The organism is Anaerocolumna xylanovorans DSM 12503 (assembly GCF_900143645.1).
GTDB lineage: Bacteria > Bacillota > Clostridia > Lachnospirales > Lachnospiraceae > Anaerocolumna > Anaerocolumna xylanovorans.
Window position 1 is genome coordinate 77,375 of the sequence record NZ_FRFD01000006.1, and the last position, 15,739, is coordinate 93,113.

Below are 15,739 nucleotides of genomic sequence, written 5' to 3' on the forward strand. Positions count from 1 at the left end.
GTTTTCATAAAAAACCATGTATACAGGAAAATCTGTGGTGCATGGTTTTTCTTTTATATTATTCTAATAAATCGCGGAATTAATTCATGGAATATAATGCAGTTATCCATCAAGACAGCTGTCCTGTTTTACAACCGCTTCGCTCTCCTTGGCAGGTTCCCTGACACTAAAGCATATCAGTATGAATCCAATGGCAGTCACCACCGTCCCGACAAGTAACATCTTCTCCACCCCGTAAGTGTCAAGAAGCCTTCCCCCTGTTAAGTTAGCCAGGGTTCCGGCAATACCGATATTGGCAACTCCCAGCATGGACTGTCCTTTTACGCGGTTTTCTTTTTCAATCAGATCATTTACATAGTAAATAGAGGCCGGAGTAAACAAAGCAAATGAAAGCAGCTGTAAAGACATGGATACATGCACCAGAGCTACATTTGCGGCCATCATGGTAAGCAGGGATTTTACTGTAAAGAAGAGGGCAGATATTTTTATCAGGGTGCTTCCCTTTACCTTTCTTACTATCAGGATAAACAGTGCCATTGTAGGAAGCTCCAGAGTGGCTGCAATGGAGAGGGATAACCCCATATCGGAGCTGCCTCCGCCTACATTTTCCATAATGTTTATCAGAAAGGTATTGATAAGTATGTGGGAGTAGAACAGCATGGCAATTCCCAAAAGCATAACCATAAATGCCTTGTGGCTTACAAAGAAAGCTAAAAGGCTGCTGGATTCTTTTTCCGTCTCTTTTCCAGACGGCTCTGTTATTCCAAAGAGAACTTTTTGCTCCTTGGAAAAGGCAGGAAGTTTTTCCTCAAACAGGCAGGTCGAGAAGATTACAAAGAGGTAACAAAGTAAAAATACAGGAAGTATGACATCTGCCCCAAAGGTATCTACGAAAAAGCCAAGAGCAAGGGACATAACTGCAAAGGCGATAGAGCCGATGCCTCTGCCCAGGCCGTAATTCATAGGAACACCCTGATTCATATATTCCATGGCAAGGGAATTGAACAGGGGATTTAAGGTGTATTCAATGGCATTTATCAGGATATAGATTACGGTGATAAACAGGAAGGAATTCGGAAGAAGATAAAGGAGCAGTCCCAGCCCCAATACCATAAACATAAGAGTCAGCATCATATAGCGTAAGGTAATCTTCTTTGATTTATCAGCAAAGGAAGCAACCAGGGGCTGAAACAGCATGGACAGGATTGCTGCAAAGGATAGGATAAAACCTATCTGGGTATTTTCAAAATGTTTTGCGTGAAGATATACAGCGGCAAAACTGTTTATTGCACATTGACTGATCCAGTAGCTGGACTGGATAAAGCCGAATTTAAGTGTAAGCCTTTTGGCTATTGTTTCCATAGTAACCTCATGTTGCATAAGGCTGATGCAGTATTGTCGTGCTGCAATTCTCAAATCTTATGTAAGTATTCATTGTATTTTTAAGATTGATGTATAAAAGTATTAATGTGCTTTGCCGGGAATAAAGGAAGCCCCCTCAAGTGTTAACAGCGTTTCTTTTAAAGGTAATCCGCCGCCGTAACCTACGAGCCTGCCGTCCGCTCCAATGACGCGATGGCAGGGAATGATAATTACAATGGGATTGCGGTTATTTGCCATACCGACGGCGCGGCAGGCTTTAGGATTACCTGCCCTTGTGGCAAGCTCCTTGTAACTGATTGTCTGGCCATAAGGTATCGTAAGAAGGGCAGACCATACCTTCTGTTGAAATGCAGTTCCTTTTGGTGCAAGAGGCAGTGAAAAGCTTGTACGCTTCCCCTCCAGATAGGAGATTATCTGGGATTGTGCCTCCTCTAAAACAGGCGTGATACTTCCGCTTAAGGAAATGGAAGTATTATCTCCTGCAAAGGAAAGCTCCGTAATGGCTCCGTCTGTTTCTTCTATAAAAAGTTTTCCGATGGAAGTATCTATAATAATCGAATTAACCATAACCCTCCCCATGCCTATACCCTTCAAGTTTGTGCTACTTTTCAGATTGATTTTTCAGCCAATTGGCAACGCCATTTTCCATATTGCTTTCAATCACATAATCGGCAGCAGCCTTTACCTCATCCTTTGCATTGGCTACAGCCAAGGAAACATCACTGGCTTTAAACATGGGAAGATCATTTAGATTGTCGCCAAAGCAGACAACCTTTTCATAGCCTAAGTTTTCTCTTAAGGTCTTAACGGCGTTATATTTGGTGCCATAACCGGAAAAGACTTCAAGGAACCACAGTTCTTCCTCACAGTAGTTATCGCGGTAAAATGCCGTAGCAATACCTGGGGTGTCTTTATATATTTCGTAGGCGGGCAGCAGGGCTTCCTTCCTGTCAAGCATGGCGTAGTAAATAATATTCGACCTGTCAATGGTTAATAAATCGTCTGTCTGAATAAAGGTTTTTCCAAAATTCACAGTACGCTCCGTATAATAATCTGTCATGCCCTGATTTATCAGGCGCTCATAATAAGTGCTTAAAGCATTTTCCTTAATTTCGTACAAAAAGCCGGTAAGGTGAAATCTTTTAGCAGTATCAAGAATAAAAGCAGCTGTTTCCGGAGAAAGGTACCAGGTGTTTAAATACTGCTTTTTTTCCATATCATAGAGAATAACCCCATTCATCAGAACAACTGGGACATTCAGATGCAGGGAAGATAGTATTTTGGTTACGGTTGCCGCAGTTCTGGCGGTAGCGACGCTAAAATGTCCGCCCTTTTTAATGAATTCATTAATTGTTTCTATTGTATACGGGGATAATTCTGCCTGGTTATTTAACAGAGTCCCGTCCAAATCAGAAATATACAAGGTTTTCATACATGTGCTCTTTTCTTGCAGTATTGACTTTTAGACTGCTTAAGTTGTATTAATAAAGCTGTATTTAAGTATACTAGAGCCGCAGACAAACGTCAAATTATTTTCAGATCAGGTAACAGGCTGCATTTGCCGAAACCGTTAAAGATATAACAAATTTCACCATGTTCACTTGCTTTTTTAATGTGTACCATATAAAATGGAAGAAAGTATGGAAAAGATGCGTAAGGACACGCGGATGGGAGAAACGTGGAGAAGATTATTATTGAAGAAAAACAAACGAAAGCGGTACGATGCTTTATGCGTTCTTTCGCCCTTCTTTTTCTTGCCGTTACCCTATGGGTGACAGGTCTTAGGGAAAGGTATATGTTTCTTGTATTGGCGGGAATTATAGCAACAGTCATATTTAGTATAAGCTGCATTATGAATCTTTCGAAAGCATCACAGAAAAAACCTTTGATTACGATAACCTTTGACGGTATTATAGACGGTTCCTCAAAAAATTCTATCGGTATGTTATCTTACCAGGATATTGAACGCTTCTGCATCGTGAAGGAAGATGATGCCATTGGAATTATACCAAGGGATGAGGAGAGTTTCATAAAGAAGCTCTCACCCATAAAGCAGCAAAAAGCACTTGATAATAAGAATTACGAAAAGCCGGTATTTTTACTTTACGTAGGAAATGCAAGAGATATGTCCCTGGAAGATATCTATACTCTCTTAAAAAAACGGCTGGATGATTACCGCAGTCTGTATGACTGATTACATGATGGAGAAGAATAGAAAGGCAGGCTGCATGATAAAGAAATATATGTTATTTGATTTAGACGGAACTCTTACAGATTCCAAGGAAGGGATTACAAAATCTTTGCAGTATGCCCTTCGCTATGTGGGAATCGAGGTAGAGAATCTTGATGTTTTAGACAGACATATCGGTCCGCCTTTAGTAGACGGGCTAAGAGAAATCTGGGGCTTAGAAGAAGAACAGGTGCAGGAGGCTGTAACACGGTACCGGGAATATTTTAAGGATAAAGGAATCTTTTTAAATGCTAAATATAAAGGAATTGATTCTCTTTTGGAGGCTCTTGTAAAGGCAGATAAAACGCTTATTCTTGCAACCTCCAAGCCGGAAGAGTTCGCAAGGAAAATACTGGCGCATTTTGACCTTGACCGGTATTTTGAAGATATCTGCGGTGCAACGATGGATGATACCAGGAGAAAAAAGACTGATATCATTGCCTATGCACTGATGAAAAATGGCATAAGGGACAAAGAACAGGTGGTAATGATAGGGGACAGGTTTCATGACATAATTGGAGCAAAGGAAAACGGCATAAGCTCCATAGGAGTGCTGTACGGTTACGGCAGTAAGGAAGAACTTACAGAGGCCGGCGCAGATGCCATTGCCGGGGACCTTGCGGAATTAAAAGAGATACTGATAGGATAACTTTATAGAGGCGCAAATGCAGCGCAGGAAAGAGGTGGCTATGAGATTTATATCATGGAATGTAAACGGATTAAGAGCTTGTTTGAATAAAGGTTTTGAAGAATTTTTCAAAGAACAGGAGGCGGATTTCTTCTGTCTTCAGGAAACGAAAATGCAAAAGGAGCAATGGGAGCATTCCTTTGAGGGCTATTATGAGTATTGGAACAGCGCGGTTAAGAAAGGCTATTCCGGAACGGCTGTTTTTACGAAAAAGGAACCTCTTTCAGTGACCTATGACTTAGGCATTGAAAAGCATGACCAGGAAGGACGCGTTATCACCCTGGAATATGATAATTTCTATCTGGTGAATGTTTATACGCCCAATTCCAAAAGAGAGCTGGCAAGACTTGATTACCGCATGGAGTGGGAAGAGGATTTTAGACTATACCTAAAGGAGCTGGATAAGAAGAAACCGGTGATTCTTTGCGGAGATTTGAATGTTGCCCATAAGGAGATAGATTTAAAGAATCCAAAGACAAATACTATGAATGCAGGCTTTACCAAGGAAGAAAGGGAGAAGATGACAAAGCTTTTGGAAGAAGGTTTTGTGGATTCTTTCCGTTATCTTTACCCGGATGATGTGGAGCGTTATACCTGGTGGTCTTACATGTTCCACGCAAGGGAGAAGAATGCAGGCTGGCGTATTGACTATTTTATTGTATCAGAAGCATTGAAGGATAAGATCAAAGACAGCATTATCCATAAGGATGTTTTAGGCAGTGACCACTGCCCTGTTGAGCTTGATATTGAATTATAAAAAGGAAATTGCAAAGCTAAGTAAGTGCAATAAATACTGGGAGGAATAAGAGTAAAAATGAAAATATATGATATAACCCAGGAAGTATTTACAAGTGTAGTGTATCCGGGAGATGTAGCGCCTTCCTATGTCAGAAATGTTTCCATGGACAAGGGGGACGTGTGTAATGTTACGGTAGTTACCATGTGTGCCCATAACGGCACTCATATGGATGCGCCCTTTCATTTCGTAAAAGACGGAAAGGCCATAGAGGAGCTTAATCTCTATCATTGTATCGGAAACTGCACGCTAAAGGAATTTGATAAACAGCCCACGGCAGAGGAATTAAGGCAAGTTTTAAATGAGAGCCAGAAAAAGGTAATATTAAAAGGACCTGTCGTTATTACAATGGAACTCGCCAGGTGCATTCTTGCATATAACCTGGAACTTATCGGAGTCGAAAGCCAGAGTGTTGCACCGATAGAAGCACCTATGGAGGTGCATGTTGAGCTTCTGAAAAACGAAGTGGTTTTGCTGGAGGGGCTGAAGTTAGACCAGGTAGAGGAAGGCGAATACTTTTTAATTGCCGCACCGGTAAAGCTTGGAGGCAGTGACGGTGCGCCGGTAAGGGCAATTTTACTGGACAGGTAAGAAAGTAAAGGGAGGATACTTGCATGGATACCATGAAATTTATAATAGATACACTAAGGGAGCTTGTAAATATACCAAGCCCGTCCGGTTACACGAAGGAAATAATGGAATATGTAAGAAAAAAGGCGGAAGGCTTTGGCTATGCCTGCGAATACAATAAAAAAGGCGGATTGATTATAGCTGTTCCGGGTAAGGAAGAAGAGACCCTGGGGCTTTCCGCTCATGTGGATACTCTGGGAGCAATGGTTCGTTCCATATCCTCAAATGGTACGCTCAAATTTACATTGGTGGGTGGTTTTACGATGCAGAGCATTGAAGGCTGTTACTGTAAGATTCATGCCAGAGAGGGAAAAACCTATACGGGAACCATACTTTGCAAGAGTCCTTCTGTCCATAGCTATGATGACGCAAGAACCTTGGAGCGCAGCGAAAGGAATATGGAAATCCGTATTGATGAACAGGTGAAGAATAAGGAAGACGTGCTTGCTCTGGGAATTAATGCAGGAGATTATATTAGCTTTGATGTCAATTTTGAGTATACAAAATCAGGCTTTATCAAATCCAGGCATTTGGATGACAAGGCCTCAGTAGCGGTGTTACTTGGACTATTAATGGATATGAAGGAAGAGAAAGTAATTCCGCAAAAAAACTTAAAGCTTGTAATCAGCAATTATGAGGAAGTCGGATTTGGTGCCAGCTGGCTTCCACAGGATATTACGGAGTTTATCGCGGTAGATATGGGTGCAATGGGTGATGACCTTAACGGAAGTGAGTATGCTGTATCCATTTGTGCCAAGGATTCTTCCGGACCCTATGATTATGAATTAACTACTAAGCTAATCAATATTGCAAAAAGGTCCGGTATTGATTATGTGGTAGATATATTCCCCCATTACGGCTCTGACGTGTCGGCAGCTTTAAAAGGCGGCAATAATATAAGGGGAGCTCTGATTGGACAAGGGGTGAATGCTTCCCACGGCATGGAGCGGACACACATTAAAGGATTAGAAAATACACTAAAGCTCTTGGAAAAGTTCATTCTTGAAAGGTAACTTTTCACTGGACGCTTATAATTGAATTGATGACTGCACCCATGCTGTTAACATCAACAATACCATATCCCCAATCCGGGTTTGGATAGCGCTCATCAGGATTACGGCTGGCACTTTGGGTAATAATTTTTTTAAGGAGAGCAGTATTCATCTCCGGAAAGTTTTCGTCTGTTACGGCCCATTCCAAAAGGAGAGCCAGAACGCCTGCTATATAGGCAGAGGAAACGCTGGTTCCAGTTACCCGGATGAATGTATTGTCAAGGTAAGGACTTAGGATATTAACCCCAGGAGCGGTGATATCGGGCTTAGGGAAATTATTAATGGTGTTTCCTCTGCTTGCATAGAAGAAGAGAATGCCATCTAACGGATTGTATGCGGTAGCGCAAATCAGCCTGTCATTGTTTCCCGGAGCAACGATTGTGGTATAATTATTTGGTTGTAAAAAGGCTGTTCCGGCTGATAAAAAGGTATGAAGCGGAAGCCAGAGGTGGAACCGCATGGGCAAATCCCCCTTGAGGCCATATACATAAAAATGCCAGTTTCCGGGGATTGGCTTACTAAACCGTATTACAATAAATTGCTCAGAGGTATAAGGCTCTTTAAGCTGACTATCAATCGTAATCTCCATATCCTGCAAGGTGTATAAGATATTATTATTAGTGGAAGGCGGGACTCTGGTAATGAATTCTTCATTTGGAGCGTATAAATCAATCCAAAACCTGTTGGGGGAAGTTCCCCAAAATTGCATAGTAAAACCATAAGTATTTTCTCCGACAGAAAGAACAACATCATCAAAGGAAGCCGGAGGCTTAATATCGTTATAGTAATGGCTTCCCCTGTTTGCTTCGTTGCCGGCAGATACGACCACAGCTCTCCCTCTTATTTCGCTGACAGAGGCCAGGTATCTGCTTAAGGCCCGGTTGCCGGTGTGATCACTTTGGCTGGAGCCGATTCCCAGGCAGATGATAAGAGGCTTATTTAGTGACTGGGCCAATTGATTGAGGTAAATGACACCGCTTATAATATCATTTTCCTGAAAGCAGACAGCGTCAGGAGGAATAGCAAAGAATTCCTTCAGGTATGCCTTGGCAGGCTTAAGTTTAACCACGGCAAAAGACACATCCCTTGCAACTCCAGCAAAGTTGTATTCTTCATTTTGTGATCCTCCCGCAACACCGGCCAGCATGGTGCCATGTCCAATCTTATCTGTACTGGGGACTATCGCCAGGGGATTTTCTGATTTTAGAGCTTCGTTAATGTTCTCGTTATTGTATTCCGTGCCATAGGAAAAACCTTTTGGATAAAGGCTGCTTTCAATATTCTGGTCCCAGATGGATACTATCCTGCTGGAACCGTCTTCTTTTCTAAAAACAGCATTTCTGTAATCAATGCCGGTATCAACAAAGCCGATAAGAACCTCTTTGCCGGTATAATTGCCATCCACATTAAAAGGAAGGGGTAAATCCCGCAGATTATAAGGATAAGGAGGTTCAGGTGTGGTTAACAGGCCAAAGCAGGCAGGGATGCTGTTATAGCCAAATCGCTGAATGCTGTCAAAAGTCATATTCTCAACCGGAATATGGACAATATAGGAACGGTCAAAGGCCAGGCTTACAGAGGCATCGGGGTAAGTCCTTATAATATCATCCTTGTCACTGTCATCGATGATAAGATCTGCATAATCTTCACTTAATATTTTAAACCGCTCAGCCTCGGTCATAGGCTACCTCTATGAATTCTTTACTTCATTTATATGACTAATAAAGCGGGAACGGAACTGAAATTTGAAAAGTTAATGAATCGGCTTCTTTTTATATTTCTTTCCGGCTAGTTCAACGCTTCCAATGGTTACAAGAGCATTGTTGTCAAAGGAATGGACAATGCTTTTAATCTTCGCAATTTCCAGACGGGATACCACGACGTAGATTACATGGGTAGATAGTCTGGAAAATCCGCCCTGACCGTTTAACAGGGTTACACCTCTTCCTAATCTGTCAATAATAGCTTGGGAAATATCTTCGTTTCTATCCGAAACAATCATAACGGCCTTGGACTCATCCACGCCTTCCACAACAATATCAATCATTTTAAAGGCTATGAAATAAGCAACGAGAGAATACATTGCCCTATCCCATCCATAGATAAATCCTGCACCGATTAAAATGAAAAAGTTAAAGAACATAACAATTTGTCCAATAGAAAAGCTGACCTTCTTGTCCAAAATAATAGCGACAATCTCCGTACCGTCCAGCGAACCGCCGGCGCGTATAATTAAACCTACGCCAGTACCGTTAATAATACCGCCAAAAATTGCAGCGAGAAATATATCATGGGTGACACCGGGAATCGGGTGAAGAATGGAAACGCCAATAGAAAGGCAGGTTACGGCAAAAGCAGTAGTGAGTACAAAGGTTTTTCCGATTTGCTTATAGCCGATGAGAAAGAAAGGGATATTTAAAGCAAGGGTAAAGATACCAAGAGGAATTCCGGAAAGATAGCTGGAAATAATAGATATACCTACTATTCCGCCGTCGATAATGTTATTTGGGATTAAGAAAATTTCCAGCCCAATGGATGAAAAGCAGGCACCGATGGTAACCATTAAAGTCCGTAAGACGATTGATAAGTAGTTGCGTTTATTTGTATTCATCAGCTATCCTCCTGTGTTATAAAATCTATTATTAATTCTAACATAGTAGAAATGGTGTGACAAGGCAAAATAGCTGCTTTTTTTAACCGGTGTAAAAGTGTTATAATGGTTAAAGAGTGAAAAATGTGAAAGTCATAAGGAGTCTTTATGTGCAAAATATTAATTATAGAGGATAACAAGGATGTCAACTTTATGCTTTACGAAACCCTGTCGGAGGCAGGATATAAGCTGTGTTCGGCATATACGGGAATAGAAGGGGTTCATAAAATTAAGAATGAGGAATGGGACCTCATCTTATTGGATATTATGCTTCCCTTTAAAAGCGGGGATGCGGTTCTTAAGGAGGTTCGGGAATTCTCGGATGTTCCCGTCATTATTATATCCGCCAAAGATATGGTCCGCACAAAGATTGACCTGCTAAAGCTTGGAGCGGATGATTATATAACAAAACCTTTTGATTTGGAAGAGGTGGCAGCCAGAGTTGAAACGCTCCTTCGAAGAGTCCGCAGACAGAAAGAAAAAGAACAGATATACACCTTCAAGGAACTTGCACTGAACGGCAATGCAAAGCGCTTCTATGTAATGGAGGAAGAAGTCGAGCTTACAGCAAAGGAATACCTCATAATGGAGCTGTTTCTGAAAAATCAGGACAAGATATTTACAAAGGCCAAACTGTATGAAACCATATGGGAAGAAGAGTACCTTGGAGATGATAATACTGTAAAAACCCATATCAGCAATTTAAGAAACAAGCTTAAAAATGCAAATTCCAGGGAAGAGTATATCGAAACGGTATGGGGACTTGGGTACCGGTTGAATAAAAGGCTGTAAGAAAGTTAATTATCGCTTTCTTAACCACAGACCACCTTTTCTTAACCTTTTCTAAACCTTTATAAGATACAATAGAGTCATGAAAGGATGGGAGCGGACATGAAAGAAAAAGAATATATTTTAAGAACAAGTAACCTCTCAAAAAGCTATCATGGCAGCAAGGTGCTGGAGGATGTGTCAATTGCCTTGGAACCCGGTAAGATATATGGGTTAATTGGCCAGAATGGAGCCGGAAAAACAACGCTGATGCGTGTTATTACCGGGCTGATTTTTCCGGAAGAAGGAAGCCTGGAACTGTTTGGACAAAGCGGCAGCGGCTTGCCGGAGGAGAGAAAGCGGATAGGTTCCATGATTGAGTATCCAAGCATTATTCCTTATATAACTGCCAGAGAGAATCTTACCTATTATAAGACTCTGCGCGGTATCCCCAGTAAGATCCTGGAGGATGAATTATTAGCACTTGTCGGGTTAAAAGATACCGGAAAGAAGCTTCCTAAGAACTTTTCCCTTGGTATGAAGCAGCGCCTTGGCATTGCCATTTCTCTAATAGGAAATCCCGAATTTCTAATTCTGGATGAGCCGGTTAATGGCCTTGATCCCTTAGGTGTCATAGAAATAAGAGAGTTAATCCTAAGATTGTGTGAGGAGCGGCATATGACGGTTCTTATCTCCAGTCATAACCTTCCGGAGCTTTACCAGATGGCTACGGATTATATCATTATCCATCGGGGAAAAATTAAGAAAGCCATTACCTTAAAGGAATTGGAAGAAAGCTGTAAGCATCATATTCTTATAGGTTGCAGGGAGACGGAGAAATTAGCAGGTGTCATAGAAATGCAGCTGCATACGGCTAACTATAAAGTTATGCCGGATAAAACATTGAAGTTATACGATTACCTGGATGACAGGGAATTCGTAGCAAAAACACTGATAGACAATGGAATCGTAACCACAAACTTTACGGTTCAGGGAGATACCCTGGAGAATTACTTTATATCTGTGATTGGAGGAGAGCAGGATGTTTAATATGATCTGTGCGGATATTTATAAAATGGTCAAATCAAGCGCTGTCAAAATATTATTCGCCATAACAGCCATATCCTCCGTTATAATGGCAGTATTGGGACATTTCATAGCGGAAGGCAGAATAAATGCCAGTTTTGGCGGAATTGCTTTTCTTTTTTCTGATATAAATGTAATAAGTATTCTTGGCGGAGCAATGGCAGGCATTTTTATCTGCGGCGATTTTGAAAATAAAACAATCCATGAAGCAATTGCCTCCGGCTGCAGCAGGGGAAAGGTTGTAATAAGCAAAGCTGCCGTATTTTTTTGCGGCGTAGCCCTTCTATTGCTTCCTTATGCTGCTGTAACCGGAATTGCGGTAGGTTTAGGTTCGAACTACAGTACCGGGAAAGCTTCGCTGGGCTTTTTATATCTGCTCACAGAAGAATCCGGCGTTTCTCTTAATGGAGCGGACATGCAAAAGCTTATAGTAATAATGGCGGCACTGGTTATTGTGATAGCAGCGCAGCTAAGTGTTTGTATACCGCTGGCATTTTCACTAAAGAGGCCGGTTCTTGTTATTGGAATTTATTATGCGGTCTCAATACTAAGTGCACAGCTGCTGGGATTTGCAAAGAGTTCCGAAGTCTTTGACAAAATATATTCCTTCACTCCGTTTGGAGGCAGGTATTTGTTTATGACATTGGAGACGGGAGCCTGGGATATCGGTAAGTCCATTGCCGTCAGCTTCTTTTTTACCGTTCTTGTACTTGGAATTACTTGCGGTATATTCAGAAAAGCGGAAATTAAGTAAAGAAAAAAGGTGGTGAAAGGTTGAATATCCTTGCCGGGGTGCTTCTTATAATTATTATTTTACTGATTCTATATATCGTTCTTTTAAGATACCAATTTAAAAGTATCAACCGGCAGCTTTACAGGCGGCTGACAAAGCATACCAGGCAGCCGGTCAGTGTGGAATTCATCAATCACCAGCTGGATGAATTGGTGATTAATATCAACAACTGCTTAAAGGCGGAGGAGAACCTCCGTCTTACCTGCATTCGGGAAGAAAAAAAGTTCAAAGAATTAATAGCAGATATCTCCCATGATTTGAGAACGCCCTTGACTGCCATTAAAGGCTATCTGCAAATGCTCGATAATAGTGAACTGACAAAGGAACAGCAGATGAAACTGGATGTAGCAGCCAAATATACCAGGGAATTAGAGCAGCTGATTGCTCATTTTTTTGAATATTCCTATCTCATTACCACAGAGACAGAGCTTAAACCGGAAAAAATAAACTTGACGAATCTGGTGACAGAGTGCCTGGCAGAAGAAATCCCATCCCTTGAGGAGCAGAATTTACCCCTTTGTTTTGACGAACCGAAGACTATATTTGTTTTGGGAGACAGGGAAAGCATTCTTAGGATTATTCAGAATCTGATACGCAATTGTAAGCAGCATGCCAGGGAGGGGATAGATGTGAAGCTTTTTACAGAGAATGAACAGGCGGTACTGACTTTTCAGAACTTTGTAAGCGAGAATTCCGAACTTGATGCAGAAAAGATATTTGACCGGTTTTATACAGGTGATAAGGCAAGGAGCAGTTCCACAGGACTGGGGCTGTCCATTGTAAAGATTCTTACGGAGCAGATGGGAGGCAGTGTCAGTGCAGCCTTAGAAAAGGGAGTGCTTCGACTTCAGGTGAAATTTCCGTTGTTTTGTGAAGAGCTTTAAAAATTTATTTAAACCTACTTGCAATTTACAATTATAAATGTTATAGTAGTTATAGAACAAACAAAATGATAAAATAACTTTAAAGGGGGTTATTACATGAACATTAGCAGATTTACTCAAAATTCCGTTCAAGTGGTGCAAAACTGCGAAAAGCTTGCCATGGATTTCGGACATCAGGAAATAGACGAAGAACACCTGCTCTACAGCCTTCTTACCATAGAGGACAGTCTTGTATTAAAGCTTCTTAAGAAGATGGAGATAGTAGGGGAAGTTTTTACCGCCCAGGTAGAGGGACTTCTTAATAAGAGGCCCAAGGTATCCGGAGGGCAGATTTATATCAGTAATGATTTGAATAAGGTATTAATCTATGCCGAGGATGAAGCAAAGAAGATGGGAGATGAATATGTCTCCGTAGAGCATCTTTTCTTAAGTCTCCTAAAGCAGCCAAACAAGGTGTTAAAGGAACTGTTTAAAACCTTTGGAATTACAAGGGAAGATTTTTTAAAGGCTCTCCAGTCTGTAAGGGGCAATCAGAAGGTAACTTCCGATAATCCGGAAGCAACCTATGATACCTTGGAAAAGTACGGCTCTGACTTAGTGGAAAGAGCGAAAGAACAGAAACTGGATCCGGTTATCGGAAGGGATGCGGAAATCCGTAATCTCATCCGTATCCTGTCCCGTAAGACGAAAAACAATCCGGTGCTTATTGGCGAACCCGGTGTCGGGAAAACTGCCGTGGTAGAAGGTCTTGCCCAGAGAATTGTAAGAGGGGATGTGCCGGAAGCGCTAAAGAACAAAAAGGTATTTGCCCTTGATATGGGAGCATTAGTTGCCGGAGCAAAATACAGGGGTGAATTTGAGGAAAGACTAAAGGCCGTATTGGAAGAAATCAAGAACAGTGACGGTGAAATTATTCTGTTTATTGATGAGCTTCATACCATAGTGGGAGCCGGCAAGACAGAGGGTGCCATGGATGCCGGCAATATGTTAAAGCCCATGCTTGCCAGAGGAGAACTGCACTGTATCGGAGCCACCACCTTGAATGAATACCGTATGTATATAGAGAAGGATGCTGCTCTTGAAAGGCGTTTCCAACCTGTAATGGTGGATGAACCTACGGTAGAGGATACTATTTCCATTTTAAGAGGTCTAAAGGACCGCTATGAGGTATTCCATGGGGTAAAGATTACCGACAGTGCCCTGGTTTCCGCAGCCGTTTTATCCAACCGCTATATATCCGACCGTTTCCTTCCCGATAAGGCAATCGACCTGGTGGATGAAGCCTGTGCTTTAATCAAGACGGAATTGGATTCCATGCCCACAGAGTTAGACGATATCAGCAGGCATATTATGCAGTTAGAGATTGAAGAGGCAGCTCTTAAGAAGGAGACAGACCGCTTAAGCCAGGAAAGACTTGAGAACCTAAGAAAAGAACTGGCGGAGACGAAGGAACTCTTTGCCGCAGGAAAAGCCAGATGGGATAATGAAAAGACTGCTGTGGAAAGGGTGCAGAAGTTAAGAGAAGAATTGGAAAGCCTTAATAATGAAATAGAAATAGCAGAAAGAAACTATGACTTAAATAAAGCCGCCGAATTAAAATACGGCAGGCTTCCTGCCATAACAAAACAATTGGCAGAGGAAGAGGAAAAAGTCAGGAAGGAAGAGCATACTCTGGTTCATGAGAATGTCAGTGAAGAGGAAATCGCAAAAATCGTATCCCGCTGGACAGGTATTCCTGTTGTCAAATTAACGGAAAGCGAGAGGGCAAAGACTCTTCATCTGGATGCAGAGCTTCATAAGAGGGTAATGGGACAGGACGAAGGAGTAAGGCTGGTATCCGATGCCATTCTCCGTTCCAAAGCCGGAATTAAGGACCCTACAAAGCCAATCGGTTCTTTCCTTTTCCTTGGACCTACCGGTGTTGGTAAGACAGAGCTTGCCAAGGCTCTGGCAGCCGCCCTGTTTGACAATGAACAGAATATGGTGCGTATCGATATGAGCGAATATATGGAGAAGTACTCGGTCTCCCGTCTTATCGGAGCACCTCCGGGATATGTAGGATATGAGGAAGGCGGGCAGTTAACGGAAGCCGTCAGAAGAAAGCCTTATTCTGTAGTTCTCTTTGATGAGATTGAAAAAGCCCATCCGGATGTTTTTAATGTCCTGTTACAGGTGCTGGATGATGGACGTATAACGGATTCCCAGGGAAGAACGGTGGACTTTAAGAACACGATTCTTATTATGACCTCCAATATCGGCTCTGCCTATCTGTTGGATGGTATTGATGAAGCCGGAGGTATCATGGAGGGCTGCAAAGATTTGGTCATGAACGATCTAAGAAATCATTTCCGGCCGGAATTTCTTAACAGGCTGGATGAGATGATTCTGTTTAAACCATTGACACCAAGGGATATCAGAGGCATTATTGACCTTCTTATTGCAGACCTTAATAACAGGCTTTCGGACAGGGAGATTGCCATTGAACTTACAGAGACAGCCAAGGATTTTGTGGTGAAGGAAGCGTATGATCCGGTATACGGGGCAAGACCTCTTAAGCGGTATCTGCAGAAGAATGTGGAGACTTTAAGCGCCAGATTAATCCTAAGTGATGAAGTAAAAGCAGAGGATACCATTTTAATAGATGTAAAAGGCGATGCTCTGACGGGAAGTGTAAAAAGAATATAACAGGTTTTTCCGGCATGGTTTTTAGTGCAATTCTAAAACAGATAGTATATAATACCCGTAGATAGCGTCGTCAGGGGGAAGAACTGGCGGCTTG

Annotated in this window: 15 protein-coding genes; 10 read left to right on the top strand and 5 right to left on the bottom strand. The window is 41.9% G+C overall.

From position 1 onward, the window contains the following. Nucleotides 1-102: 102 nt before the first annotated feature. The 3 genes from BUF11_RS10870 to BUF11_RS10880 all read right to left on the bottom strand — a co-directional run bounded on the left by BUF11_RS10870 (nucleotide 103) and on the right by BUF11_RS10880 (nucleotide 2,815). The gene (locus BUF11_RS10870) at nucleotides 103-1,362 is read right to left on the bottom strand and encodes an MFS transporter (RefSeq protein WP_073588879.1); all 1,260 of its coding nucleotides are present in this window, start codon (nucleotides 1,360-1,362) and stop codon (nucleotides 103-105) included. A 102-nt stretch (nucleotides 1,363-1,464) separates the two neighbouring features. After that, entirely contained in the window at nucleotides 1,465-1,950 is a 486-nt protein-coding gene (locus BUF11_RS10875; protein ID WP_073588880.1) for a methylated-DNA--[protein]-cysteine S-methyltransferase, read from the bottom strand. A 34-nt stretch (nucleotides 1,951-1,984) separates the two neighbouring features. Beyond that, on the bottom strand, nucleotides 1,985-2,815 hold the full coding sequence (locus tag BUF11_RS10880; protein ID WP_073588881.1) for a Cof-type HAD-IIB family hydrolase: 831 nt from the start codon (nucleotides 2,813-2,815) through the stop codon (nucleotides 1,985-1,987). 246 nt (nucleotides 2,816-3,061) lie between these two features. On the opposite strand from BUF11_RS10880, the gene BUF11_RS10885 reads away from it, so the two are divergent. From BUF11_RS10885 to BUF11_RS10905, 5 genes are read left to right on the top strand one after another with little or no spacing between them, the layout of a single operon-like run. Then, the gene (locus BUF11_RS10885) at nucleotides 3,062-3,577 is read left to right on the top strand and encodes an STM3941 family protein (RefSeq protein ID WP_073588882.1); all 516 of its coding nucleotides are present in this window, start codon (nucleotides 3,062-3,064) and stop codon (nucleotides 3,575-3,577) included. A gap of 34 nt (nucleotides 3,578-3,611) precedes the next feature. After that, nucleotides 3,612-4,262, top strand: a complete 651-nt coding sequence (locus tag BUF11_RS10890; RefSeq protein ID WP_073589088.1) for an HAD family hydrolase — start codon at nucleotides 3,612-3,614, stop codon at nucleotides 4,260-4,262. Nucleotides 4,263-4,302: 40 nt separating this feature from the next. Next, a complete protein-coding gene (locus BUF11_RS10895) occupies nucleotides 4,303-5,058 on the top strand; it encodes an exodeoxyribonuclease III (RefSeq protein WP_073589089.1) in 756 nt (251 codons plus the stop codon). Nucleotides 5,059-5,115: 57 nt separating this feature from the next. Further along, nucleotides 5,116-5,688 (top strand): cyclase family protein, encoded by a 573-nt coding sequence (locus tag BUF11_RS10900; protein WP_073588883.1) that lies wholly within the window; start codon nucleotides 5,116-5,118, stop codon nucleotides 5,686-5,688. Between the two features lie 23 nt (nucleotides 5,689-5,711). After that, entirely contained in the window at nucleotides 5,712-6,740 is a 1,029-nt protein-coding gene (locus BUF11_RS10905; RefSeq protein WP_073588884.1) for a M42 family metallopeptidase, read from the top strand. A 4-nt stretch (nucleotides 6,741-6,744) separates the two neighbouring features. Here BUF11_RS10905 and BUF11_RS10910 read toward each other — a convergent pair whose 3' ends face one another. Beyond that, nucleotides 6,745-8,460, bottom strand: coding sequence for a S8 family peptidase (locus tag BUF11_RS10910; protein ID WP_073588885.1), 1,716 nt, complete (start codon nucleotides 8,458-8,460; stop codon nucleotides 6,745-6,747). Between the two features lie 72 nt (nucleotides 8,461-8,532). Further along, on the bottom strand, nucleotides 8,533-9,390 hold the full coding sequence (locus tag BUF11_RS10915) for a YitT family protein (protein ID WP_073588886.1): 858 nt from the start codon (nucleotides 9,388-9,390) through the stop codon (nucleotides 8,533-8,535). 147 nt (nucleotides 9,391-9,537) lie between these two features. On the opposite strand from BUF11_RS10915, the gene BUF11_RS10920 reads away from it, so the two are divergent. The 5 genes from BUF11_RS10920 to clpB all read left to right on the top strand — a co-directional run bounded on the left by BUF11_RS10920 (nucleotide 9,538) and on the right by clpB (nucleotide 15,645). Continuing rightward, entirely contained in the window at nucleotides 9,538-10,221 is a 684-nt protein-coding gene (locus BUF11_RS10920; RefSeq protein ID WP_073588887.1) for a response regulator transcription factor, read from the top strand. A 99-nt stretch (nucleotides 10,222-10,320) separates the two neighbouring features. Beyond that, the gene (locus tag BUF11_RS10925) at nucleotides 10,321-11,247 is read left to right on the top strand and encodes an ABC transporter ATP-binding protein (RefSeq protein ID WP_073589090.1); all 927 of its coding nucleotides are present in this window, start codon (nucleotides 10,321-10,323) and stop codon (nucleotides 11,245-11,247) included. Continuing rightward, entirely contained in the window at nucleotides 11,240-12,037 is a 798-nt protein-coding gene (locus tag BUF11_RS10930) for an ABC transporter permease (RefSeq protein ID WP_073588888.1), read from the top strand. The genes BUF11_RS10925 and BUF11_RS10930 overlap by 8 nt, the downstream gene beginning before the upstream one ends. A 20-nt stretch (nucleotides 12,038-12,057) precedes the next feature. Further along, nucleotides 12,058-12,960 carry a sensor histidine kinase gene (locus tag BUF11_RS10935; RefSeq protein ID WP_073588889.1) on the top strand — a complete coding sequence of 301 codons (903 nt, stop codon included), beginning with the start codon at nucleotides 12,058-12,060 and terminating at the stop codon, nucleotides 12,958-12,960. Between the two features lie 96 nt (nucleotides 12,961-13,056). Then, a complete protein-coding gene (clpB, locus tag BUF11_RS10940) occupies nucleotides 13,057-15,645 on the top strand; it encodes an ATP-dependent chaperone ClpB (RefSeq protein ID WP_073588890.1) in 2,589 nt (862 codons plus the stop codon). The last annotated feature ends 94 nt before the right edge of the window (nucleotides 15,646-15,739 follow it).

Coding starts and splice junctions, on each gene's coding strand:
- BUF11_RS10920 (WP_073588887.1), top strand. CDS start 9,538: ATGTGCAAAATATTAATTATAGAGGATAACAAGGATGTCAACTTTATG.
- BUF11_RS10870 (WP_073588879.1), bottom strand. CDS start 1,362: ATGGAAACAATAGCCAAAAGGCTTACACTTAAATTCGGCTTTATCCAG.
- BUF11_RS10900 (WP_073588883.1), top strand. CDS start 5,116: ATGAAAATATATGATATAACCCAGGAAGTATTTACAAGTGTAGTGTAT.
- BUF11_RS10910 (WP_073588885.1), bottom strand. CDS start 8,460: ATGACCGAGGCTGAGCGGTTTAAAATATTAAGTGAAGATTATGCAGAT.
- BUF11_RS10875 (WP_073588880.1), bottom strand. CDS start 1,950: ATGGTTAATTCGATTATTATAGATACTTCCATCGGAAAACTTTTTATA.
- BUF11_RS10925 (WP_073589090.1), top strand. CDS start 10,321: ATGAAAGAAAAAGAATATATTTTAAGAACAAGTAACCTCTCAAAAAGC.
- BUF11_RS10915 (WP_073588886.1), bottom strand. CDS start 9,390: ATGAATACAAATAAACGCAACTACTTATCAATCGTCTTACGGACTTTA.
- BUF11_RS10880 (WP_073588881.1), bottom strand. CDS start 2,815: ATGAAAACCTTGTATATTTCTGATTTGGACGGGACTCTGTTAAATAAC.
- BUF11_RS10890 (WP_073589088.1), top strand. CDS start 3,612: ATGATAAAGAAATATATGTTATTTGATTTAGACGGAACTCTTACAGAT.
- BUF11_RS10895 (WP_073589089.1), top strand. CDS start 4,303: ATGAGATTTATATCATGGAATGTAAACGGATTAAGAGCTTGTTTGAAT.
- BUF11_RS10905 (WP_073588884.1), top strand. CDS start 5,712: ATGGATACCATGAAATTTATAATAGATACACTAAGGGAGCTTGTAAAT.
- BUF11_RS10930 (WP_073588888.1), top strand. CDS start 11,240: ATGTTTAATATGATCTGTGCGGATATTTATAAAATGGTCAAATCAAGC.
- clpB (WP_073588890.1), top strand. CDS start 13,057: ATGAACATTAGCAGATTTACTCAAAATTCCGTTCAAGTGGTGCAAAAC.